This is a genomic window from Serratia sp. J2 (assembly GCF_046269175.1).
Classification (GTDB): Bacteria; Pseudomonadota; Gammaproteobacteria; order Enterobacterales; family Enterobacteriaceae; genus Chania; species Chania fonticola_C.
The window spans coordinates 1-20,935 of record NZ_JBKABN010000007.1 but is presented as its reverse complement, the minus strand read 5'-3'; the positions used below and the strand labels follow the sequence as shown (position 1 = coordinate 20,935).

General features: G+C 54.1%; 20 protein-coding genes. 11 read left to right on the top strand and 9 right to left on the bottom strand.

The features are described 5' to 3' along the window. Positions 1-151: 151 nt before the first annotated feature. Positions 152-724, bottom strand: a complete 573-nt coding sequence (locus ACKWMY_RS09305; protein WP_024529975.1) for a HutD family protein — start codon at positions 722-724, stop codon at positions 152-154. Then, positions 724-2,094 carry a formimidoylglutamate deiminase gene (locus ACKWMY_RS09300; RefSeq protein WP_211134911.1) on the bottom strand — a complete coding sequence of 457 codons (1,371 nt, stop codon included), beginning with the start codon at positions 2,092-2,094 and terminating at the stop codon, positions 724-726. Before ACKWMY_RS09300 ends, ACKWMY_RS09305 begins: the two co-directional genes overlap by 1 nt. Before the next feature lie 183 nt (positions 2,095-2,277). On the opposite strand from ACKWMY_RS09300, the gene hutC reads away from it, so the two are divergent. The 5 genes from hutC to ACKWMY_RS09275 all read left to right on the top strand — a co-directional run bounded on the left by hutC (position 2,278) and on the right by ACKWMY_RS09275 (position 7,776). Then, entirely contained in the window at positions 2,278-3,033 is a 756-nt protein-coding gene (gene hutC, locus ACKWMY_RS09295; RefSeq protein WP_409486216.1) for a histidine utilization repressor, read from the top strand. Positions 3,034-3,224: 191 nt separating this feature from the next. Next, on the top strand, positions 3,225-4,442 hold the full coding sequence (hutI, locus tag ACKWMY_RS09290; protein WP_409486215.1) for an imidazolonepropionase: 1,218 nt from the start codon (positions 3,225-3,227) through the stop codon (positions 4,440-4,442). Continuing rightward, positions 4,442-5,239, top strand: coding sequence for an N-formylglutamate deformylase (gene hutG / locus ACKWMY_RS09285; RefSeq protein ID WP_024529971.1), 798 nt, complete (start codon positions 4,442-4,444; stop codon positions 5,237-5,239). The genes hutI and hutG overlap by 1 nt, the downstream gene beginning before the upstream one ends. Positions 5,240-5,586: 347 nt before the next feature. Further along, complete coding sequence (locus ACKWMY_RS09280; protein WP_309047915.1) at positions 5,587-7,122, top strand: serine hydrolase domain-containing protein; 1,536 nt, start codon at positions 5,587-5,589, stop codon at positions 7,120-7,122. Between the two features lie 471 nt (positions 7,123-7,593). Then, positions 7,594-7,776, top strand: coding sequence for a hypothetical protein (locus ACKWMY_RS09275; RefSeq protein WP_074030937.1), 183 nt, complete (start codon positions 7,594-7,596; stop codon positions 7,774-7,776). A 53-nt stretch (positions 7,777-7,829) separates the two neighbouring features. Here the strand turns inward: ACKWMY_RS09275 and ACKWMY_RS09270 are convergent, their stop codons facing one another. From ACKWMY_RS09270 to ACKWMY_RS09250, 5 genes are all read right to left on the bottom strand, one after another. Continuing rightward, positions 7,830-8,708: a nucleoside-specific channel-forming protein Tsx gene (locus ACKWMY_RS09270; RefSeq protein WP_024529967.1), complete on the bottom strand. Its 879-nt coding sequence runs from the start codon at positions 8,706-8,708 to the stop codon at positions 7,830-7,832. A gap of 389 nt (positions 8,709-9,097) precedes the next feature. Next, positions 9,098-9,370: a hypothetical protein gene (locus ACKWMY_RS09265; protein WP_024529966.1), complete on the bottom strand. Its 273-nt coding sequence runs from the start codon at positions 9,368-9,370 to the stop codon at positions 9,098-9,100. A gap of 85 nt (positions 9,371-9,455) precedes the next feature. Beyond that, the gene (yddG, locus tag ACKWMY_RS09260) at positions 9,456-10,349 is read right to left on the bottom strand and encodes an aromatic amino acid DMT transporter YddG (protein WP_074030935.1); all 894 of its coding nucleotides are present in this window, start codon (positions 10,347-10,349) and stop codon (positions 9,456-9,458) included. A gap of 92 nt (positions 10,350-10,441) precedes the next feature. After that, positions 10,442-11,812: an APC family permease gene (locus tag ACKWMY_RS09255; RefSeq protein WP_074030934.1), complete on the bottom strand. Its 1,371-nt coding sequence runs from the start codon at positions 11,810-11,812 to the stop codon at positions 10,442-10,444. Positions 11,813-11,939: 127 nt separating this feature from the next. Then, positions 11,940-13,358, bottom strand: coding sequence for a glutamine synthetase family protein (locus ACKWMY_RS09250; RefSeq protein ID WP_173409413.1), 1,419 nt, complete (start codon positions 13,356-13,358; stop codon positions 11,940-11,942). A gap of 236 nt (positions 13,359-13,594) precedes the next feature. On the opposite strand from ACKWMY_RS09250, the gene puuD reads away from it, so the two are divergent. From puuD to ACKWMY_RS09225, 5 genes are all read left to right on the top strand, one after another. After that, a complete protein-coding gene (gene puuD / locus ACKWMY_RS09245; RefSeq protein ID WP_024486944.1) occupies positions 13,595-14,356 on the top strand; it encodes a gamma-glutamyl-gamma-aminobutyrate hydrolase in 762 nt (253 codons plus the stop codon). Beyond that, positions 14,353-14,910, top strand: coding sequence for an HTH-type transcriptional regulator PuuR (puuR, locus tag ACKWMY_RS09240; RefSeq protein ID WP_024529961.1), 558 nt, complete (start codon positions 14,353-14,355; stop codon positions 14,908-14,910). Before puuD ends, puuR begins: the two co-directional genes overlap by 4 nt. A gap of 15 nt (positions 14,911-14,925) precedes the next feature. Beyond that, on the top strand, positions 14,926-16,422 hold the full coding sequence (gene puuC / locus ACKWMY_RS09235) for an aldehyde dehydrogenase PuuC (protein ID WP_409486214.1): 1,497 nt from the start codon (positions 14,926-14,928) through the stop codon (positions 16,420-16,422). Between the two features lie 10 nt (positions 16,423-16,432). Then, a complete protein-coding gene (locus ACKWMY_RS09230; protein WP_021178247.1) occupies positions 16,433-17,713 on the top strand; it encodes an NAD(P)/FAD-dependent oxidoreductase in 1,281 nt (426 codons plus the stop codon). A 339-nt stretch (positions 17,714-18,052) separates the two neighbouring features. Beyond that, positions 18,053-18,700: a transcriptional regulator gene (locus ACKWMY_RS09225; protein WP_024529958.1), complete on the top strand. Its 648-nt coding sequence runs from the start codon at positions 18,053-18,055 to the stop codon at positions 18,698-18,700. 57 nt (positions 18,701-18,757) lie between these two features. Here ACKWMY_RS09225 and ACKWMY_RS09220 read toward each other — a convergent pair whose 3' ends face one another. Then, entirely contained in the window at positions 18,758-19,387 is a 630-nt protein-coding gene (locus ACKWMY_RS09220; protein WP_024487014.1) for a LysE family translocator, read from the bottom strand. A 538-nt stretch (positions 19,388-19,925) separates the two neighbouring features. Here ACKWMY_RS09220 and ACKWMY_RS09215 point away from each other — a divergent pair. Continuing rightward, positions 19,926-20,087: a YnfU family zinc-binding protein gene (locus ACKWMY_RS09215; RefSeq protein ID WP_021178250.1), complete on the top strand. Its 162-nt coding sequence runs from the start codon at positions 19,926-19,928 to the stop codon at positions 20,085-20,087. 195 nt (positions 20,088-20,282) lie between these two features. Here ACKWMY_RS09215 and tolA read toward each other — a convergent pair whose 3' ends face one another. Beyond that, on the bottom strand, positions 20,283-20,666 hold the full coding sequence (tolA, locus tag ACKWMY_RS09210) for a cell envelope integrity protein TolA (RefSeq protein ID WP_024529957.1): 384 nt from the start codon (positions 20,664-20,666) through the stop codon (positions 20,283-20,285). Positions 20,667-20,935: the final 269 nt, after the last annotated feature.

Sequence of the window (20,935 nt, the reverse complement as noted above, 5' to 3'; positions counted from 1 at the left end):
TCGCCAACCGAAGTGGTTGGCGATCCTGTAAGAGCCCAAGGTATGCAAGCCCGGCCTCTCTAGATGCTATCTTCTCACGTCAGCCTTGGCTGAGTAATCGGAATAGTCCAGATTGGTGACAAAGAATACGCGGACGCGGCCTACAGCGCCCCTACAACAGCGTGGCAGGCACGATATCTGCCCATAAGACCTGAGCATCATTGCCCTGAGCCACCAGCCGCAGCGGACCATCCCCTGGTAGCCACCAGCATCCCTGGCGTGCGCCCAGCAAGCTTCCATCCGGCAACTGCCATTCCCCTCGCAACACATACAACACTCCGGCATGTTGTAACGACAGCCCGATGGTCTCAGCAATGCGTTGCACCTGCGCCTGGTAGTGGCCACGCCGCGTCATGATGTTGAAATCCTGGCTGCTGCCGCCTAATAATCTGGCCTCTAGCGCCACATCCCCAGAGAAGGCAAACGGCTCACCGATGCGCTGCAGCTGGTGATCGATCAGTCCTTCGCTGTACAAATGTACGCCATCGCCTTCTAGCAAAGTGATGGAACGGTCAATACCGTTAAAGGCCGAGAAAGGCCCGTCCTGCGCGATGGTAGCAATGCTGGCGCGCCAGCCGAATTCGGCGTTACCCGGCGGTTGGCAGGTAATTTCACGGGTTTCTCCGCCGCCATTACGCCATGGGCTGACCGGCAGTTCGGCAAAATCGAAACGGTTCAGTTTCATCATGCCTCCTGTTGGAACGTTTTCAGTACCTGTAGGAACTCAGCGCTGCTTTGCTGTTGTAACGCGTGACGCCCCTGCTCAATCACCTGCCGACCAGCAACAAATACGTCGCGGATTTGCTCTTTGCCCCCGGCAAACAACCAGCGGTTGAGGATAGATGCATCAGGCGCAGATGCCAGATACGGGTCGTCACCATCCAACACCAGCCAGTCCGCACGATAGCCTACCGCCAGCTTGCCAATTGCCGTACCACAGGCCTGAGCGCCGCCCCGTAATGCCTGTTGATAAAGCACGTCGGCCACGGCGGGTTGCTCCGGCGTGGTCAGGCGGTTACGGCGTTGATCGCGCAGCCGCTGCCCATACTCAAACCAACGTAACTCTTCCACCACGTTTAGGGAAACGTGGCTGTCCGAACCGATCCCCCAGCGCCCCTGGTGATGCAGGTAACTGTCGCCTGGGAAAATGCCGTCACCGAGATTGGCCTCGGTGGTCGGGCATAATCCGGCTACCGCTTTGCTGCGAGCCAGTTGCTCAAGCTCTTCACGATCCAGATGAGTGGCATGCACCAGACACCAGCGGCTATCCACCGGCAAATGTTCATACAGCCAGGCCACCGGGCGTTGACCGCTCCAGGCCAGGCAGTCGTTAACCTCTTTTTGCTGCTCGGCGATATGAATATGTACCGGCAACGCCTGGTCAGATGCCGCCAGGATCTGCTGCATCTGCCCCAGTTCAACCGCCCGCAGCGAATGGAAACATAATCCCTGATTCTGCAATGGCTGACCTGCCAGTTGGCGAGCTATCACCTGTTGCTGTTCGAGGTAGCTCTCTGCACTCTGAATGAAGCGCCGTTGTCCCACTTGCGCAGGCTGGGCACCAAACCCGGCGTAACTGTAGAGCACCGGCAATAGGGTCATGCCAATGCCAGCCTGAAGCGCGGCCTCGCTGAGGCGCCCGGTCATCTCGCCCCGGTCGGCATAGGCTTTTCCTTCCGGTGTGTGATGCAGATAATGGAACTCGGCAACCTGGGTGTAGCCGCCCTTGAGCATTTCGATATACAGTTGACGGGCGATAACACCAACCTGCTCCGGGGTTAAGCGCTGAACCAGGCGATACATCAGATCGCGCCAGGTCCAGAAGCTATCTTGTGGGTTGCCCGCTACCTCTGCCAGCCCGGCCATCGCGCGCTGGAAGGCATGAGAGTGCAGGTTCGGCATGCCCGGCACCACGTCACCGTGCAGCCGCAGACAACCGTCAGGGTCGGCATTGGGGGTCACTTGGACCAATTGACCGTGAGCATCAACTTCGAGCCGTACGTTATGGGCCCAACCGGTCGGAAGCAGTGCGCGAGAGGCAAAATAAGCAGGCATAGCAGTATTCCAAAGTAGGTGTAACGGCTAAGAACGCACGACTGTCACGCCGCGCAGGTAAAAAATTTGTAAACCAGTTTCATTCATCTGGTGAACGGACGCTTACTTGTATATACATATACATATCTTCAACATCAACAGTAAACTGGTGTTATTATTTTTTTATTTGACGAGGTTAACGTCGTGGTAGATCAACAGACCGTGTTGCAGTTGGCTGCAGCAATGAGCGAGACCCCCGCCCCGATCTATCAACGGGTCAAACAGGCCATCGTAAGCCAAATCCGTGCGGGCCACTGGCAGCCGCACCAACGCGTCCCCTCGGAAAGTGAACTGGTCAGCGAGCTGGGCGTCAGCCGCATGACCATCAACCGGGCCTTGCGTGAATTGACCAGCGAGGGCTTTTTGATCCGCATGCAGGGTGTAGGCACCTTCGTGGCCGAGGCCAAGGCACACACCGCGTTGCTGGAAGTGCATAATATCGCCGACGAGATCGCCGCCCGTGGGCACCGCCACAGCAGTAAAATTTTGCAGTTGACCGCCCGCCCGGCCAGCGAAGAGGAAGCGACGGCATTGGGGATCCTGCCGGGTCAGCAGTTGTTCTACTCGCAGATTGTGCATTATGAAAATGACGTGCCGGTGCAGGTGGAAGATCGCTGCGTCAACCCGCTGGCGGCCCCGGATTATATGAAGCAGGATTTCGATCGGGTCACGCCCTATATTTACCTGACCCAATCCGCCCCGTTGACCGCAGGTGAACATATTGTCGAAGCCGTTGTGCCAACCAAGCAAGAGCGCGAACTGCTGCAATTGGAAGACCACGAACCGGGCCTGCTGATCCATCGGCGCACCTGGTCTGGCAAAATGGTGGTAACCTCCGCCCGCCTGCTCTATCCAGGCAGCCGCTATCAACTGTTTGGCCGTTTTACCAATCAGGTTTGAGTTAGACCAACCGTGTTACCAATGGGGCGCAGCATGCGCCCCATTGGTTGGGTCCAGTGACGCTAATCCCTGCCTTTTTCGCGTTTCATCACATCTTGGTAACAAATTTTTATCCCCTCTCTTGTCGCAGACCGGCGAATGCGCTAGGTTGTTTTTAATTGTATATACAACCATGTGGGAGCGGGAACACCATGACGTCTGAGATCCACTGCGACAGCCTGTGGCACGGGGCCGATATCGTCACCATGCGTGACGGCAAGTATCACATCATCAGCAACGGCGCGATCGCCGTACGCGCAGGCAAGATTGTCTGGATGGGTGAACAGGCCGCCATGCCTGCCTTGGCCGCGACCAAAACGGTGAAGCTTGACGGTGGCATCATCACCCCCGGCCTGGTGGATTGCCACACGCACCTGGTGTTTGGCGGCAACCGCAGTGGTGAGTTTGAACAACGTTTGAACGGGGTAAGCTACGCAGAAATTGCTGCTCAGGGCGGGGGCATTATCTCCACGGTCAAGGCCACGCGCGATGCACAAGAAGAGTTGTTGCTGGAACAAGCACTGTTCCGCCTGCGGCCATTGCTGGCTGAGGGTGTCACCTGCGTAGAAATCAAATCCGGCTATGGCTTAACGCTAGCAAGCGAGTTGAAAATGCTACGTGTCGCGCGTCGTCTGGCAGAAAAATTGCCAGTCGAAGTGAAAACTACCTGCCTGGCCGCTCATGCCCTGCCACCGGAATATGCCGGACGCAGCGACGACTATATTGACCTGGTGTGCAATACCATCATCCCTGAAGCCGCAGCAGCTGGCCTGGCAGATGCAGTGGATGCGTTTTGCGAACACCTGGCCTTTTCCCCTGAGCAGGTTGAGAGGGTTTTCGCGGCCGCTGAGCTTGCTGGCCTGCCGATAAAACTGCACGCGGAGCAGCTTTCAGCGCTCGGCGGTAGCGCATTGGCGGCACGGCATCACGCCCTTTCCGCCGATCACCTGGAATATGCCACCGAACAAGATGCGATAGCGATGGCGGCAGCCGGAACCGTGGCGGTGCTGTTGCCAGGTGCCTACTACCTGTTACGTGAAACGCAGTGCCCACCGATTGAGCTATTCCGCAAGCACGGCGTAGCGATGGCTATTGCCAGCGATGCCAACCCTGGCACCTCACCCGCGCTATCGCTGCGTCTGATGATTAATATGGCTTGCACCCTGTTCCGTCTTACGCCGGAAGAAGCGCTGGCAGGCGTAACGCTGCATGCCGCCAAGGCTTTGGGCCTGCAGGAAACCCACGGCTCGCTGGAAGTGGGCAAAGTGGCCGATTTTGTTCACTGGCCGCTGGCACGCCCGGCAGAGCTGGCTTACTGGTTGGGCGGTCAACTGCCCTGCACGGTGATTTTCCGAGGAGAAGTCCGTTAATGATTTGCGATCCTTTCGAGTTCCAGAGCGGCCAACTGCCGCTGTTGATCAGTATTCCCCATGCCGGTACCCGCTTGACGCCAGCGGTTGAGAAAGGGCTGACCGATGAGGCCCGCCCCCTGCAAGACACCGACTGGCATATCCCACGGCTGTACGATTTTGCCCGTGCCATGGGTGCCAGCATTCTGGTGGGTAACTATTCGCGCCTGGTGATTGACCTCAACCGCCCAGCAGATGACAAACCGCTCTATACCACTGCCACCACCGGTCTGTTTCCTGATGTGTTGTTCGATGGCCGCCCCAGTTTTCTACCGGACGCCGCCCCTTCTGACCAAGAACGGGCCGGATATCTGCAAAACATCTGGCAGCCCTACCATCAGCAACTACAGAATGAGCTGACACGGCTAAAAGCCCAACACGGTTACGCTTTACTGTTTGACGCCCACTCGATCGCCTCTGTGATACCGCGCCTGTTCGACGGTAAGCTACCCGATCTCAACCTCGGCACTAACGGTGGTGAAAGCTGCCCTGCTTCACTGAGTGACAGGCTGGTCACCTGTTGTCAGCAACAACAACAGTTCAGCCACGTGCTGAACGGGCGCTTTAAAGGGGGCTATATTACCCGTGCCTATGGTCAACCGCAGGAACACCAGCACGCGGTACAGTTGGAGTTAGCGCAAGTGAACTATATGTCCGAGCAGACATTCGAATTTGATGCCGTCCGTGCTGCACCTTTACAACGCCTGTTGCAGCAGATGATAGAAAGCATGCTGGCCTGGGGCGAACAACAACGCTAATCCGCCACAACTCCGGTGCCGCTATTGCGCCGGAGTTGACCTTGCCCTCACCATTATCCCCTCCTGTCTTTCACGCCCTTCCATGATGATTTGAGCACTGCATCCCAATTTTGATGGAAAGGTTGCCCACTGGTCTGAACAGCGCACAAAACAGCGGCCCGTGACTTTTTCCTTGCGCCACAATTGGGCCTCTTTCATCCCATGCCAACCCGTTGCAAGCCAGAGATCAGGGATTGAAAGACCACCCTTGCCATACCCGCCATCCACTTCTTTATCCTGGCTGCGGTAGACACTCGTGTGTAGTCGGCCACGGTGATGTGTGGCGTTCGTTATCTCAGGAGGAAACTATGTCTGACACCCCGCTAAACTGGCGCGCCGCACAGGCAGCCGCCGCTCAACTGTTGGCAGGCTGGCAAACCGCAGGCCAACCCGGTGGGGCTATCACCCTGTTTGATACTGATACGACCCAGGCGGTGGTATGTGCAGGGCTGGCCGATCTGGCACGCCGCGATCCTTTCACTACCGATACCGTGGTGCGCTATGCCTCGATCACCAAACATATTTTTGCCGCGCTGGCGCTCAATGCCACCGACAACGCCCTGCGGCTTGACGATCGCCTTGGCAGTCTACTGCCAGAATTGCAGGGACAACTGGCGGAGGTGACGGTAGGACAGGCTTTGGACATGACCAGCGGGCTACCCGATATTCGGCAAACGCTGGGGCTGCTTGGCGTCTCGAGCAACACCGTCAGTGAAGCCCAACCGGTGATGGAGTTTATCCATGGTTTAACCCGGCTCAACTACCCCGCAGGCAGTGAGATCACCTACACCAATACCGGTTACCGTCTGGTAGAGGCGGCATTGAAGACGAAAGGCTACGCTTTTGATGCTCTGGTTCAGCAGCATCTGGCCCGCCCTCTGGACGTGCAGCTACAAGCTCCCGAAGGCTGGTTTGATGTGGTGCCTGGGCTGGCTCCGGGCTATTGGCACTCGGCCAAAGGTTGGCAGCAAACCAGTGCTGGTTTGCATCTCTCCGCCTCTGGCAGCCTGACGGGGAGCGCCAACGCCCTCACCCGCTGGTTGCAATGCCTGCTGGCCAATAGCGGCCCTGGCAAAGGGGTTCTGACGCAGCTAAGTGCCCCACGTAAGCTCAGCCAGGGCCAAATCAGCCATTACGGACTAGGGCTGGCACAAACGCCGCTTGGCAGCCAGACTTTGCTGGGCCATGGCGGTTCTCATGCAGGCTACAAGACCTATTTTCTGCTGGCGCCGGACCGGCAAGCCGGTGCCCTGCTGGTCGCCAACCGTGAAGATTGTGACAGCTTTGCCATTATTTTACAGGTGATGGCGGCGCTGCTGAATGAACCGCTGCCCCAACGCAGCACGGCGATCCCAGATGGCATCTACGCCACCCAGGCGGAACCATACTGGTTGGAGGTTAAAGGGGGCAACGTGGCTTATCTGGGCACCAACGAACCGCTGTATCAAAGTGGAGATGGTTATGCGGTATCGCTCTCGGCCCATCAGCCAATGCGCCTTAAGTGGACGGGTGACGCCGTAGAAGGTGAAGTTGGCCACGTTGCACGCCGCTTTCTGCCGGTGGCTAGTGAAACGGCTTGCCTAAAACAGGTTCAAGGGCACTGGTATCATCCACAATACCGCACCGCGTTCGAAATTTGCGGCAACCAGATCCACATCGGGGTCGGCCCCGCAGCGCAAACCGGCACCCTGAGTTCGCTGGGGGATGGGCGGATATTGGTTGAAAGCAACGATGGGCCCAGCCTGAATCGGTTTTGTCTGTATTTCCGCGGTTACCAGGTCGATCTGATCGCCAGCCGCAGCCGGGTACTTACTTTCAAAAAGAGCATCAGCGCCCACGCGTAAAGGTTCACCGTGCTATAGAGGGGCGCCGCATGCTGAGCCCGCCTAGCCCCCCTTTGCCTCATCAGCAGGTCACTGCCCGACATATCATTCACGCCAGCTATTAAAAAATGGATCGTGGCCATCAGACAAAAAATTGTTCACGCGCAAAACTACTCATGATAACCGAGTAAATGCCGTAAATTTTTCTTGCGACGAAATAAGCCATCCAGTAATTTTAGTGGGCCACAAAAATGAGTAAACCAGCTCTTTTTCGTTGCACCTCAAAACTCATCTTATGTCATCGATAAATGATAGTACTCAATTTCCCGCCGTCCCGTGCGGGAATTCTTTTACTACTTTTTACTATAGTAACGCCGCTTTTTAGCGTTTTTTGTTGCTGTTTTGTTGCAAATAATTTACCTTTAGGCCTTGAAAACCTCAACCACTCAGCTTGGCAAAACCGCTATTTCTGGGCGTTTAGGAGTTATATCCATGCACATGACGCTGATGGAGTACATCCAGCTGCACTTCAATGGTGATATTTATCGCTATGCACAATTTGAAGGTGTCAGCCGTGAGCAAATCCTCAAGTGGATCGATAATGAGTGCTACGTTATCAAGGGCAAATTGGTTATGCCGGTTAAACATTTACCCGCAGAAAATTACCTGAAATAATGATAAAAAAACCCCGCCAGTGCGGGGTTTCCTGTTTCTGATACCACGGAAAATCAGAAGTTATAACCGGCAACCAGGTAGTAACCCCAGCCGGTGGACTTGATTGGCCCCTGCGGCGTACCGATATCCACCCCATCATTCCATTGACCACCGTTATGGAAGTAACGTGCCACGAAGGAGTAATGCCAGTGATCGTAGTTCAGCGCTAAAATGTGGCTGGAGGCGATAGAGTTGCTGGTACGCGCCTGGCGGCCATCCACTACGAAGTTGTCGCTGCCCAGATCGGAGTCAAAGTCAAAGTTGGTGAAACCGATATAGCTCAGGTTGCCACCCCACATTTCGGTCAACGGCACAAAGTATTTCACCTTGAAGCGATAGCCGTCCCAGCTGTTCTCGTTGGATGCACCATAGTTCTGCCATTGGTATTTGGCATAAATGTTCATCGACAGGCTCATCGGCAGACCGGTATCGATATCGGTGCCTAGCCCCATATACCAGGTGCTTTGACGGGAGGCGTTGTTACGCCCCATGTCGTAAATGTAGTTGTTGGCAAAATACCACTCTTTGAACGGCCCAAAGCCCAGGTTGGTGCCGGTCAGTTTGTCGATGGAGAAGCGTGGCTCGATCTCCATAAACAGCGGTGAGCCTTTATCCCAGATACCACGGTTTGGCGTGTTACCGGTGCCGAAGAACTTTGGCACGTCCACGTAGCCATAGAAATCCAGCCAGTCTTTCTTGGCAAAGGCTTCATACTCCAGATACACGTCATTGTTCAGCTGCGGCCCGAAGCGGGTATGGTAGCTGCCTACTACGTTGACACTCTGATGCCACCAGTCTGAAAGATACTGGCTGTCTTTGCTTTCTGCAGCCATGGAAGCGGGGCTGAAAGACGCGGAGAGAAGCACACCTGCTGCGAGAGCTATTTTCTTCATTTTATTACCACATGCTGAGTGGGCCATTCCCTGCCCGTTAGAATGATATGAGTCTGGCGACGCCTGCTGTAAACAAACGGTTACCTATTGCCGGTTGCCGTGCGCATTATAGAAAGCTCTCGCTGTAATAATCTGTGATCCAGTTAGGCATTTTACTATTAAGTAATCGATTGCGTTCTCATTTTTTAAAATAAATTGCAGTGCAAAACATTTTTGATGTGATTTTCATCATATCGATAAATTTCAAACGACGATTTTTGGTGTCTTTGTGTTCAACACCAAATTTTAACCAGGGGTTAAAAATCGCGTAAAAAAGCCGACGCTTATGTCGGCTTAGTGGCAGGCTGGGGCAGCATACGCCCCCTTATATGGCTAACCGGTTGGTTTTTTCAGCGAGCTCCGGGCACAGCTTTGGCAATGTTCTCTTGCCGGAACACCACCTCATCACCCGTGGCAATTTCCCATTGGCTGACCGGGATATCGATTTTCGGCGAGGCCACGACTACCGAGCCATGGATCAGCTTGTCGTCACGGCGCAGGATCATCACATCCAACTGGTATTCATGCGGCAGGTTAGCGGTGGTCAGTCGGACGATATCGCCGGTGCTGAAACTGTGGCCATTAAGCGCTGGTTGCTGAATAAATTGAATATCTTTTCTCATTTCCCCGTTCCTTCTGGCAGAACACTTACCTTGAGATTAGCTCGAAATTCATTATTCTGCCGCCTGCGCAGGTAAAAAACAGGCCTCAGTTGCCGCGAGTCGCCCACCAGCAAATCAGCGACCCTAGCGTTACCATCATCACCCCCTGCCAGAAGTTGAGGGTCAGCGCGGTGCTGAGTACCACGGCGGCAAATACCGATGACAACACCGGGGTAAAGTAAGATACGGTCGCCAGCAGCGTCATATTGCCATGCAGGATCCCGACGTTCCAAGCTGCATAGCCAGCCCCCATCGCCGTCCCCACGCACAGCAACGCCACCACAACCGGCAGGCTAAAGTTCATGCCGCTTTCATTACTGAAAGGATAAATCAGCCACAGCGCCAGAGCGGTCAGGGAGATAAACAGCACCACCGCGTTTTTGCCCTGGGCGATCCTCTTGGTCACGTTGCAATAGATGGCCCAAATCACCGCACCACTGAATGCCAGCCCGTAACTCAACGGATTGCTGCGCACGTTGGCCAGCATTTGCGCCGGTGACCAACCGCCGCTGCCACTCATGATCCAGCCAATCCCAAACAGGGAAAGCAACAAACCAGGCACCACCCACCATTTGGCCTTTTGCCCATTGAACAGGATGGCCATCAACACGGTAAAACAGGGCCAAAGATAGTTGATCATCCCCAACTCAATAGCCTGTGTGCGGTTGCTGGCAAAGCCCAACGACAGCGAGAGGCAAATCTCATACAGCACAAACAGCAGGCTGCCGAGGATCAGATAGGAACGGCGGAACTCGCGCAGCTTAGGAATGCCCATCACCACCAGCAGAAACAGCGTGCCCACACTATAGATCATCGCCGCCCCGCCGACCGGCCCCAGCCCTTCACTGACGCTGCGGATCAGGCCAACCACGCTGCTCCATAACACAATGGCCAGCAGGCCGAGCAAGGTGGCTTTATGGGAAGTAGACAACGGAGGCATTAGCGTAGGATCCAATTGGTTATTTTTGCGCGGTTTTTTACTCTACTGCCCTACTGGGGAAAAAGAAAGGGCGCAACGCTGCGCCCATACCTTTACTGCTGAGGCTGGCGCTCCAACTGCGGAGGAGGCTGGCGGAAACGACGGGTAAGATAGGCAAGATAGCCAAACCCGAGCGCCGCCCACAACAGCCCCATGGTCAAGGAACTTTTTTCCAGGTTCAGCCACAAGATCCCTACCGTCAGCGCTCCCACCAGCGGCAAAATCAGGTAATGGAAGCGGTCTTTCCAGCTCTTGTTGCGCCCTTGACGAATATAGAAGTGACTGATCACCGAAAGGTTGACGAAGGTAAAGGCCACCAGCGCGCCAAAGTTGATCAGGGCGGTCGCCGTCACCAAATCGAAGGATAATGCCGATAACGCCACCAAACCAACCAGCAGCACGTTAAGCGCTGGAGTGCGCCATTTAGGATGCACGTAACCAAAGAATTTTTCCGGGAACACATTGTCGCGCCCCATCACATACAGCAGCCTGGACACGCTGGCATGGGAAGCCAGGCCAGAAGCCAGGGTGTTGATAAAGGTGACGCACAGGAAGATGGACTGGAACAGCTTGCCGCCCACATACAGCGCGATTTCCGGCAGTGCCGCATCTGGCTGTTTGAAACGCTCAAGTGTTGGGAAAAACAGCTGAATAAAGAACGATACGGCGATAAAGATCACACCACCATAGAGTGCGGTAAGGAAGATAGCGCGTGGGATCACACGGGCGGCATCAGGCGTTTCTTCACACAGCGTAGTGACGGCGTCAAAACCCAGAAACGAAAAGCACAGGATGGTGGCGCCAGTAATGATAGGCAATAGATGAGCGTTTTCACTGATAAAAGGTTGCAGACTCCACACCTGGCCAACCCCTTCGCCATTGTGCAACCCCCGTACCACCAGGAAGATAAACACCACAATAATCGCTACCTGCGCCACAACAAACAGGGTGTTGAAGTTTGCCACCAGGCTGACGCTTTTCAGGTTGATGGCGGTGATCAGGATCACAAAGCCGACCACCCAGATCCATGGTGGGACCTCTGGGAACAGCGCCGTAAGATAGATTTTGGCCAATAGTGTATTGATCATCGGCAAAAACAGGTAATCCAGCAGCGATGACCAGCCAACCAGGAAACCCACGTGCGGGTTGATAGCCTTTTGCGCGTAAGTGTAAGCCGAGCCCGAGGTCGGGAACTGGCGCACCAGCTTGCCATAGCTGATGGCGGTAAACAGCACCCCGGCCAATGCCAACAGGTAAGACGCCGGAACGTGCCCGTCCGTCACGCCAGAAACGATACCGAAGGTGTCAAACACCGTCATTGGCGTCAGATAGGCCAGGCCCATCATCACCACTTGCCACAGTTTCAATGTCTTGCGCAGTTGCGGTTTGCCCGCGCCATTATCGTCGATGGCACTTATCGTCATTGGGTTATTCCTCACCGGCGTCCTGTACGCCAAGTTGGAAGAAGTCATCACCGTCGCGCACGGCTTCGCCAGGCCACAGGTAGCCCGCGGGAATGCGCCGGCGCGCGGTAGGATCGGGCTGAGGACGTCAGGCGTTTTTCAGCATCCACTCGATTTCGGTTTCGGTGATCAGCCGCTCAAACTGCTCCAGCTCATCGGTCTTACAGGCCAGATAGACGTGGCTGAAACGTTCGCCCAGCAGCGCATTGAGCACCGGCTGGTGTTCGAACTCATACAGCGCATCGCTCTGACGGATCGGGAACGGTAGCCCCTCTTGCTCCAGCCCGTTGCCGGTGACTGGCTCAAGCAGCGGTAACTCAGTGTCGAGGCCGTAGACAATCCCGGCCAGAATGGTTGCCATCACCAAATATGGGTTGGCATCGGCGCCCGCTACGCGATACTCCACGCGGTGGTTGTCGCGATCGCCACAGGGAATACGTAACGCAACGGTGCGGTTGTTATGGCCCCAGGATGCCTGGGTGGGAACGTACATCCCCGCCTGGAAGCGGCGGTAGGCGTTGACGTTGGGTGCCAGCAGCGCCATAGAGGCAGGCATCAAGGCGATCATGCCAGCCAGCGCCTGCTTCAACAGCGTGGAGTCTTCACCATCCGCGTCGGCAAAGACGTTGTTACCCTGCTTGTCCAGCATGCTGATATGCACATGCATACCGCTGCCCGCATGTTCCTCGTAAGGCTTGGCCATAAAGGTTGCATGCATATGGTGCTTCTCTGCCACCATGCGTATCAGCCGCTTTAACGCCAGGGCGTGGTCACAGGCCTGTAACACATCATTGGTGTGATGCAGGTTAACCTCAAACTGGCCCGGTGACGCTTCCGCTACCGCGCCGTCGGCCGGGAGCCCTTGCAGGCGGGCAAGTTCGTCGATCTCGCTCAGCACGTCGGCAAAGTGGTTGAGGTTGTCCACCGAATAAACCTGGCTCTGGGTGTTACGCTCCTGGGTGCCTGGGGCGCAAGGGGGTTGCAAATAACCTTCCGGATCGCGCTGGCGATCGATGAGATAGAACTCCAACTCTACCGCTACTACGGGGAATAACCCGCGCTGACGCAAACGCTGCCAGACTCGGTTCAGCACATTGCGCGGTTCAACGTCAAAGGGAGTACCATCTTCATCCAGCATGGTGAGCAGTACCTGGCCCAGATATTGCGGATCGGCCGCCGATGGCGTCAGGGTTCCGGCTACCGGCACACAAATATGGTCCGGCTCACCCATTTCCTGCCCCAAACCCGCCTCTTCCACCACGTTGCCAAGAATATCCATCGCGAACACCGAGGCTGGGAAGTAACAGCCCTTCTCCAGTTTACCCAGCCCGCTTACCGGGATGCGTTTGCCACGGAAGCTGCCGTTGAGATCGGTCAGCAGCACGTCGATATGCTGGGTTAACGGATAACGTTCCAGATACTTCTTCACTTCGCGCTGGAACGTGCTACTTCGCCTTTCTTCATTGTGTTGCACAAAGTTTTCGACTTCTACGATGTTGGTTTGCATGTTTCACCCGCCGTTGTGTTTGGTCTGTGGTTCTCACACTTACTGGCTTCGATGTTTTGACCATCTTGCTCAATATAATGTCCACCAATGAAACATAGATGCAACAAAAATGTTTTGCAAGTGTTAATTTTGGTTTGAATATTGGCCATTCGACTGCTAGATTTAGTGAATATTGAACAAAAAAGGCGATTAAACGGCTTATCGGTCATAATTTCGAACAACCTGTAGGGGATAGCATGGGCAATATATTTAACAGACCAATCGTCGGCGTCGTGATGTGCAGATATAGGTTAAACCAGCACCTCACCCAGACCTTGCAAGAAAAGTACCTAAATGCGGTGTTAGCTGCTGGAGGATTACCGATCGCCCTGCCGCACGCGCTGGCAGAGCCGGAAATGCTGGCAGAGTTGCTACCCCACCTCGACGGCATCCTGCTGCCGGGTAGCCCCAGTAATGTGCAGCCGCACCTTTATGGTGAAAACGGCGATGAGCCTGACGCCGATCCTGGGCGCGATGAATTGAGCCTGGCGCTGATCGGCTTGGCACTGAGCAGGCGCATTCCCCTTTTCGCCATTTGCCGCGGTATGCAAGAGCTGGTGGTCGCGACTCAAGGCACGCTACACCGTCGTTTATATGAACAACCCGAGCTGCTCGAGCACCGTGAAGATCACGATCTGCCGCTGGAACAGCAATATGCCCCTGCTCATGAAGTTACTGTGCAAGACGGGGGATTGCTGGCGCAGCTGCTGCCGGATTGCCACCGGTTCTGGGTGAACTCCCTGCACGGCCAAGGAGCCAAAACCCTTGGCCCAAGCGTGCGTGTTGAAGCCTATGCCGCCGACGGCCTGGTGGAAGCCCTCAGCATTCGCGATCAACCCTTTGCCTTAGGGGTGCAGTGGCATCCTGAATGGAACAGCGATGAATATGCCCTGTCCCGCCTGCTGTTTGAGGGATTTATTAACGCCTGCCAGCACTACCAAAAGGAAAAACGCCTATGAGCGACGTCAGCTTGGCACCGGGGAAACGCTTATCACAGATCCGCCAGCAGTTAGGGCTATCACAGCGCCGGGTAGCCGAACTGTCTGGCTTGACGCACAGTGCCATTAGCACCATTGAACAGGACAAGGTCAGCCCGGCCATCAGTACGCTGCAAAAGCTGCTGACAGTGTATGGGCTGTCGCTATCGGCTTTCTTTACCGAACCGGAACAGCCGCATGAGCCGCAGATCGTGATCGACCATGACCATCTGATCGAAATCGGCAGCCAGGGAGTTTCGATGAAGCTGATCCACAACGGTGACCCTAACCGCACCCTGGCAATGATGATCGAAACCTATGATCCGGGCACCACTACCGGTGAGCGGCTCAAACATCAGGGGGAGGAGATTGGCACCCTGCTGGAAGGCGAAGTGATGCTGCAGGTCAACGGGCAAAGCTATCACCTACGGGCAGGCCAGAGCTACGCCATCAACACCGCGATCCCCCATAGTTTCAGCAACACTTCGGCGCGCATTTGCCGAATTATCAGCGCACATACGCCGACGACATTCTGATTAACGGAGCAAGGTATGGACTTCCACCACCTGGAATATTGGCAACAACGGGCACAGGCCCTGAAGATTGAAAACCGGTTGTTTATCAATGGCCGCTACCTCCCGGCAGCCGAAGGGGAAACCTTTAGCGTTCAGGATCCTGCCGGGGTTCGCGAACTGGTACAAATGGCCCGTGGCAGCCACATCGATATCGATTTGGCCGTCAAGGCGGCGCGCGAGGTGTTTGAACGCGGCGACTGGACGCAAGCCTCCCCTGCCAAACGCAAGGCAACATTGTTCAAACTCGCTAACCTGATGGAAGAGCACAGCGAGCAATTAGCGTTGTTGGAAACGTTAGATACCGGCAAACCCATCCGCCATAGCCTGCGCGATGATATTCCAGGGGCGATCCGCTGTATCCGCTGGTATGCCGAAGCCATAGACAAGGTGTATGGCGAAATTGCCCCAACCGGCCATGATGCGCTCGCCCTGATCCAGCGGGAGCCAATCGGCGTGGTGGGTGCCATCGTGCCGTGGAACTTTCCGCTGCTGTTAGCCTGCTGGAAGTTAGGCCCGGCGCTGGCGGCCGGGAACAGCGTAGTGCTGAAACCCTCGGAAAAATCACCGCTTACGGCGGTTTATCTTGGCGCTTTGGCACAGCAGGCAGGATTACCGGATGGCGTCCTGAACATTATTCCTGGTTTCGGCCACGATGCGGGCAAGGCATTGGCACTGCATAACGACGTGGATGCTCTCGCCTTTACCGGCTCTACCCAGGTAGCCAAGCAGTTGATGAAGTACGCCGGTGAATCCAACATGAAACGCGTGTGGCTGGAGGCCGGTGGCAAAAGCGCCAACATTATCTTCGCCGACTGCCCGGACCTGGATAAGGCGGCACAGGGAGCGGCGGCCGGGATCTTCTATAACCAGGGCCAGGTGTGCATTGCCGGTACGCGGCTGCTGGTAGAGGAAAGTATTCAGCAGGCCTTTTTACAAGCATTGCAGCGGCATGCAAAGGCCTTCACACCGGGCAACCCGCTCGATCCGCAAACGCTCATGGGTACGCTGATCGACCAACAGCACTGTGAAAAAGTCACCCGCTATATCGAACAGGGTTTGAACCAGGGAGCCTCGCTGTTCCTTGATGGACGTGCCCATCCGCAAGGCGAGCATCACGGCTATCTCGGCCCTACCATTCTCACTCAGGTGGATAACGCGATGCACATCGCTCGGGACGAGATTTTTGGCCCTGTCTTGGCCGTCACGACCTTCAACGGTGAGCAACAGGCACTCACATTGGCCAACGACAGCGAATACGGGCTTGGCGCGGCCGTCTGGACCCGCGATCTGTCACGGGCACACCGCATGGCCCGCCAGTTGAAAGCAGGCACCGTGTTCGTCAACAACTATAACGATGGCGATATGACCGTACCATTCGGCGGCTACAAGCAAAGCGGTAACGGCCGTGATAAGTCGCTGCATGCGCTGGATAAATTTACCGAACTGAAAACCACCTGGATTTCACTGGAATAAGGATTTGATGATGACTGAACACGTAAAAAGCTACTATGCGGCAACGGCCAATGACCATCAGCCTTATCCGCAGTTGAATGAATCGATCGATTGTGACGTATGTATCGTGGGGGGCGGCTACACCGGCCTGTCATCGGCGCTGTTTCTGGTCGAAGCCGGTTATAACGTGGTGGTGCTGGAGTCTGCCCGCATCGGCTTTGGTGCCAGCGGCCGCAACGGTGGCCAACTGGTCAACTCCTACAGCCGCGACATCGACGTGATCGAAAGCCGTTACGGTGCAGAAAGCGCCAAGCTGCTTGGCAGCATGATGTTTGAAGGCGCAGAGATTATCCGCAGCCGTATCAAGCGCTATGCCATTGACTGTGACTATCGCCCCGGCGGGATCTTCGCCGCGCTGAACAATAAGCAATACCACGCGCTGATCGAACAAAAGCAGCACTGGGAGCGTTACGGCAATACGCAACTCGAACTGCTGGATGCCGACCGTATCCGCCAGGAGGTCAGCAGCGATCGTTACGTTGGCGCGTTACTCGATCACAGCGGTGGCCATATCCATCCGCTCAACCTGGCGTTGGGCGAGGCCGAGGCCATTCGCCTGCAAGGAGGACGGATCTTCGAACAGTCCGCAGTCACCAATATTCGTCACGGAGAGCCTGCGGTTGTCAGCACCGCCAACGGCCAAGTCACCGCTCGTTACGTGATCGTAGCCGGAAATGCCTATCTGGGCGATAAACTGGAGCCAAGGCTGGCCAAACGCAGTATGCCGTGCGGGACTCAAGTGGTCACCACCGAGCCCTTGGCTCCAGAAGTGGCAGCCTCACTGATCCCGCAAAACTATTGCGTGGAAGATTGCAATTACCTGCTGGATTATTACCGTTTAACCGGCGATAACCGGCTGCTGTACGGCGGTGGCGTGGTCTATGGCGCCCGCGATCCGGATGATATCGATAACCTGATCCGCCCTAAGCTGCTGAAAACTTTCCCGCAGCTAAAAGGCGTACGCATTGATTACCGCTGGACAGGTAATTTCTTGCTGACGCTATCGCGCATGCCGCAGTTTGGCCGGTTGGAAAACAATGTCTACTACATGCAGGGCTACAGCGGGCACGGCGTGACTTGCACTCATCTGGCAGGCAAGCTGATAGCAGAGCTGATGCGTGGCGATGCAGAGCGTTTTGACGCCTTTGCCAAACTGCCACACCTGCCATTCTTTGGCGGCCGTAACCTGCAAATCCCCTTCACCGCCATAGGCGCTGCCTACTACACCCTGCGCGATCGAATTGGGGTTTAATTCAACGCCAGCTCAGCACAAATCTGCTACTTAAGTTGATACATTTTTCTAACTAGGCTGATTCTTACAGGTCGGACTAGTTAGAGCCTTTGTTTAACAAAATTATCAGTAAGTTAGCGATCTTAATTTTTATTAAATAGCGTTTAATATTTTACAGGGCATTTACTTAATATTAATAACTACCGTGATGAATTAGGGCGGATTTTAAACTGAAATTTGCTGATCCCACTATATTTTATATTGTTTCTTTCTTGCTCTACCGCCAAAAAAACAATATTATGAGACTTAGGATTAACGTTAATTAAGTTAATTATACTGTCTGACATGGAGTGAATCAGCATGACAAAGCCCCAATATCTCATCGAAGGAGATGTCCTTTTCTGTCCGAATAGCGTCGGTTTTTATCATCAGGAACTTCAAGAAGAAATCGTCACCATTTCCTCATCTGCAGCTCGACTTTTCTCCTTTCTTATTAAAAATAAAGGAGAAATTGTTGAGAGAGAAGTGCTTCTGCAAAGAGTGTGGGATGATTACGGTCTACAGGCCAGCAATAATAATCTCAACCAATGCCTGAGCACGCTACGGCGGATCATCAAGAGCATGGGCATTGATAAAAACATCATAGAAACCATACCAAAAGTAGGGTTAAGAATAGCCAATGACGTCGCCATTGAAGAGATCGCAATTAATCAGGGTGAACCTGAATTACCCTGTAAAAACAAAAAGAATTTTCTGAGCAAAGTTAAAATCACTTACGTTTTAATTGCGCTGGTGATTATATTAACGGTGACTACCGTGGTGCATATATTTCACATCTATCAGCACTACTACCAATCAGATGCGAACTATACCGCTATGAGGTGGAACAATGCGGCCTGCGAGTTATCTGCAGATCCGTCAGTAGGTAATATGCCTAAGCTTTCCTCTTTTGCCAACACAGGCAGTCACCTATTAAAAAGGGAGCTGGTTAGCTCCCTGAAACTGTAGTCATTTTCGCCAAGTAGCGGCGCAGCATGCTGCGCCCGCTGATTCAACCGACAGGCTCTAGCTCACATCGCTACGCCGATAAAGCGCAACACCTACGGCCAACACGCCAAGCATGCCGGCACAGCTACGGTTCACCCAGCGCATCACGTTCGCCGAGAATTTACGCATCGCATGGCGGCCGCCGTAGGCGTAGATCGTCATCATCACGCAGTCGATCATTGCGCTGACCAAAGCCAGGATCAGGTATTGCATGGCGATCGGCTTTTCTGGCTGAATAAACTGCGGCAGAAAGGCCGAGAAAAACAGCAAGCCCTTAGGGTTGGACAAACCGACCATCAGGGAGCGCAGGAATGCCGTTTTCCCGGTCGCCGCGGCGGCGCTAGCGCTTACCGCCAAAGCTTTTACCGGCGCTCGCCACAGCACCCAGGCCAGGTAGACCAGATATAACGCACCGCCCCACTTCACTACGGCAAACAACTGCTCAGAGGCCTGCAACAACGCCCCTAGTCCGCAACCGACAGCGCCGATCAGCAACAGATCGGCCAATACCGCCCCCAGGAAACCGTAACTGGCAATACGCATACCGTGGATTGCACCATTGTTTAGCGCCAACAGCATGGAAGGGCCAGGCGTTACCATCACCGCACTGACGGCAATCACGTAAAGCAAAAGCGTAGTTAACTCCATCAACAACTCCGGATAAATGTAAAACTCTCTGCGCCGCTGCATCGCAATACGACAACATCGCTATGGGTGGGGAATATAGGGGATCAGCCCAATGTGATTCAAGTCACATTCTGTTTGAGAGGGGGTAATGGAGCAAGAGATCACCCCAAAAGGCATAAATTCAACAAAAAATAACCAGCATGCGGACTTATTACTCACAAATAACGAACAAATTCACAAAACGTATGAATAATGCCAAATGCATACAAATTAATTAACTATAATGTTGCAATAATGCAGCAATTTATTGATGAACTCTCGTCTCAAAAAACATATAGTAATAGCAGATTAGTTATCAACGATTTCCCTGGTGTTGTTGTGTTTGCCCCTCATTTTTTGCGGGGCTTTTTTCTTCCCCCTCGCCCCTTCTCCCCACTTGTTACTCCCTTTTTAGCGCGCAGCTGGCTACGTCTCTACCAGTGGTTTACCAATCTATGTGGAGCTATCACCGAGCGATAAAGGTACACTGAACTCCTCCTACCTCTACCCGGTGAAAAAGATGTCTTTCTTTGATGCTTTTAAGCTATTCGGTGACGCCCCCGTTGATGTCACCTGCCCTGAATGCGCAAAAAGTTCGCCGCAAAATCGCAGCAAGGTGAAAAAAAACGTCACGCTGATCTGCCCCCACTGTGGACATTATTTCCGTAAACGCGAAGATTGAGAGTGCCAGGAACGAACTGCGTCGGCTGAGATAGACGAGAGTGGCTACGAAAAAACCGCTTAGGTGGACATGGCAAACACGGCCATTATCCCCATGAGCAACGATTGGGTAATGCCTGCCCTCTTCATTGAAGAATTTACCCCGGAATTTCACTCCAGGCTGACCCCATGACTATCGACTCCCAGTCTCTGACGCTCAAACAGGTTGGAAGCTAAGCACTGTTTGTTTGAATTGCTGGTAGGTTTCGTCGTCATATGGCGCGGGGATGTCAGCATTTTTGATCGCTTTTATCGCAGCTTCACACAGCGGAGGATAGCCGTTGCCCTGCAGGTCATATACCTTCCCGTCTTTAGACATCTTGATGTTGATGTCACAGGTTTTACCGCGATAGTCATCCTCGATAAAAAGCTTCCGTTGAATGGCTGTCTGAACCTCACGTGCGTATCTGGTCGGCTTATCAACGAACGGTGCCACCTCTGCTGGCTTTAGCTCGATGGGTTTGTTATTGGTGCTTTTGTGGGGGCTACAGGCCGAGGCAAACAACATGCTGAGTAGACAAACAGAGGCAAGTTTTTTCATGTCTAAATTCCTTTTTAATGCTTGCATTAAATGTAGCAAAAAGGATCTTTCGCGATTACAACCGAAGTTGATTTCTGTGCTGGCTGCATTGCAATGAATATTGGTAGACACAAGGGATTTAAAGACTGCTGATAAAACTTCACCGGCCTCACACGTAGGGGCGCTGCATGCTTAATTTTAAACCGTCCAACTTCTTGGGGTCAGTTCACATGCTGCGCCCGTTTTTTATCAATAGGTTAGCTAGTTTCGAACAGTTTGTGCCGTTAAAA

Coding starts and splice junctions, on each gene's coding strand:
- ACKWMY_RS09305 (WP_024529975.1), bottom strand. CDS start 724: ATGAAACTGAACCGTTTCGATTTTGCCGAACTGCCGGTCAGCCCATGG.
- ACKWMY_RS09300 (WP_211134911.1), bottom strand. CDS start 2,094: ATGCCTGCTTATTTTGCCTCTCGCGCACTGCTTCCGACCGGTTGGGCC.
- hutI (WP_409486215.1), top strand. CDS start 3,225: ATGACGTCTGAGATCCACTGCGACAGCCTGTGGCACGGGGCCGATATC.
- hutG (WP_024529971.1), top strand. CDS start 4,442: ATGATTTGCGATCCTTTCGAGTTCCAGAGCGGCCAACTGCCGCTGTTG.
- ACKWMY_RS09280 (WP_309047915.1), top strand. CDS start 5,587: ATGTCTGACACCCCGCTAAACTGGCGCGCCGCACAGGCAGCCGCCGCT.
- ACKWMY_RS09275 (WP_074030937.1), top strand. CDS start 7,594: ATGCACATGACGCTGATGGAGTACATCCAGCTGCACTTCAATGGTGAT.
- ACKWMY_RS09270 (WP_024529967.1), bottom strand. CDS start 8,708: ATGAAGAAAATAGCTCTCGCAGCAGGTGTGCTTCTCTCCGCGTCTTTC.
- ACKWMY_RS09265 (WP_024529966.1), bottom strand. CDS start 9,370: ATGAGAAAAGATATTCAATTTATTCAGCAACCAGCGCTTAATGGCCAC.
- yddG (WP_074030935.1), bottom strand. CDS start 10,349: ATGCCTCCGTTGTCTACTTCCCATAAAGCCACCTTGCTCGGCCTGCTG.
- ACKWMY_RS09255 (WP_074030934.1), bottom strand. CDS start 11,812: ATGACGATAAGTGCCATCGACGATAATGGCGCGGGCAAACCGCAACTG.
- ACKWMY_RS09250 (WP_173409413.1), bottom strand. CDS start 13,358: ATGCAAACCAACATCGTAGAAGTCGAAAACTTTGTGCAACACAATGAA.
- puuD (WP_024486944.1), top strand. CDS start 13,595: ATGGGCAATATATTTAACAGACCAATCGTCGGCGTCGTGATGTGCAGA.
- puuR (WP_024529961.1), top strand. CDS start 14,353: ATGAGCGACGTCAGCTTGGCACCGGGGAAACGCTTATCACAGATCCGC.
- puuC (WP_409486214.1), top strand. CDS start 14,926: ATGGACTTCCACCACCTGGAATATTGGCAACAACGGGCACAGGCCCTG.
- ACKWMY_RS09230 (WP_021178247.1), top strand. CDS start 16,433: ATGACTGAACACGTAAAAAGCTACTATGCGGCAACGGCCAATGACCAT.
- ACKWMY_RS09225 (WP_024529958.1), top strand. CDS start 18,053: ATGACAAAGCCCCAATATCTCATCGAAGGAGATGTCCTTTTCTGTCCG.
- ACKWMY_RS09220 (WP_024487014.1), bottom strand. CDS start 19,387: ATGGAGTTAACTACGCTTTTGCTTTACGTGATTGCCGTCAGTGCGGTG.
- ACKWMY_RS09215 (WP_021178250.1), top strand. CDS start 19,926: ATGTCTTTCTTTGATGCTTTTAAGCTATTCGGTGACGCCCCCGTTGAT.
- tolA (WP_024529957.1), bottom strand. CDS start 20,666: ATGAAAAAACTTGCCTCTGTTTGTCTACTCAGCATGTTGTTTGCCTCG.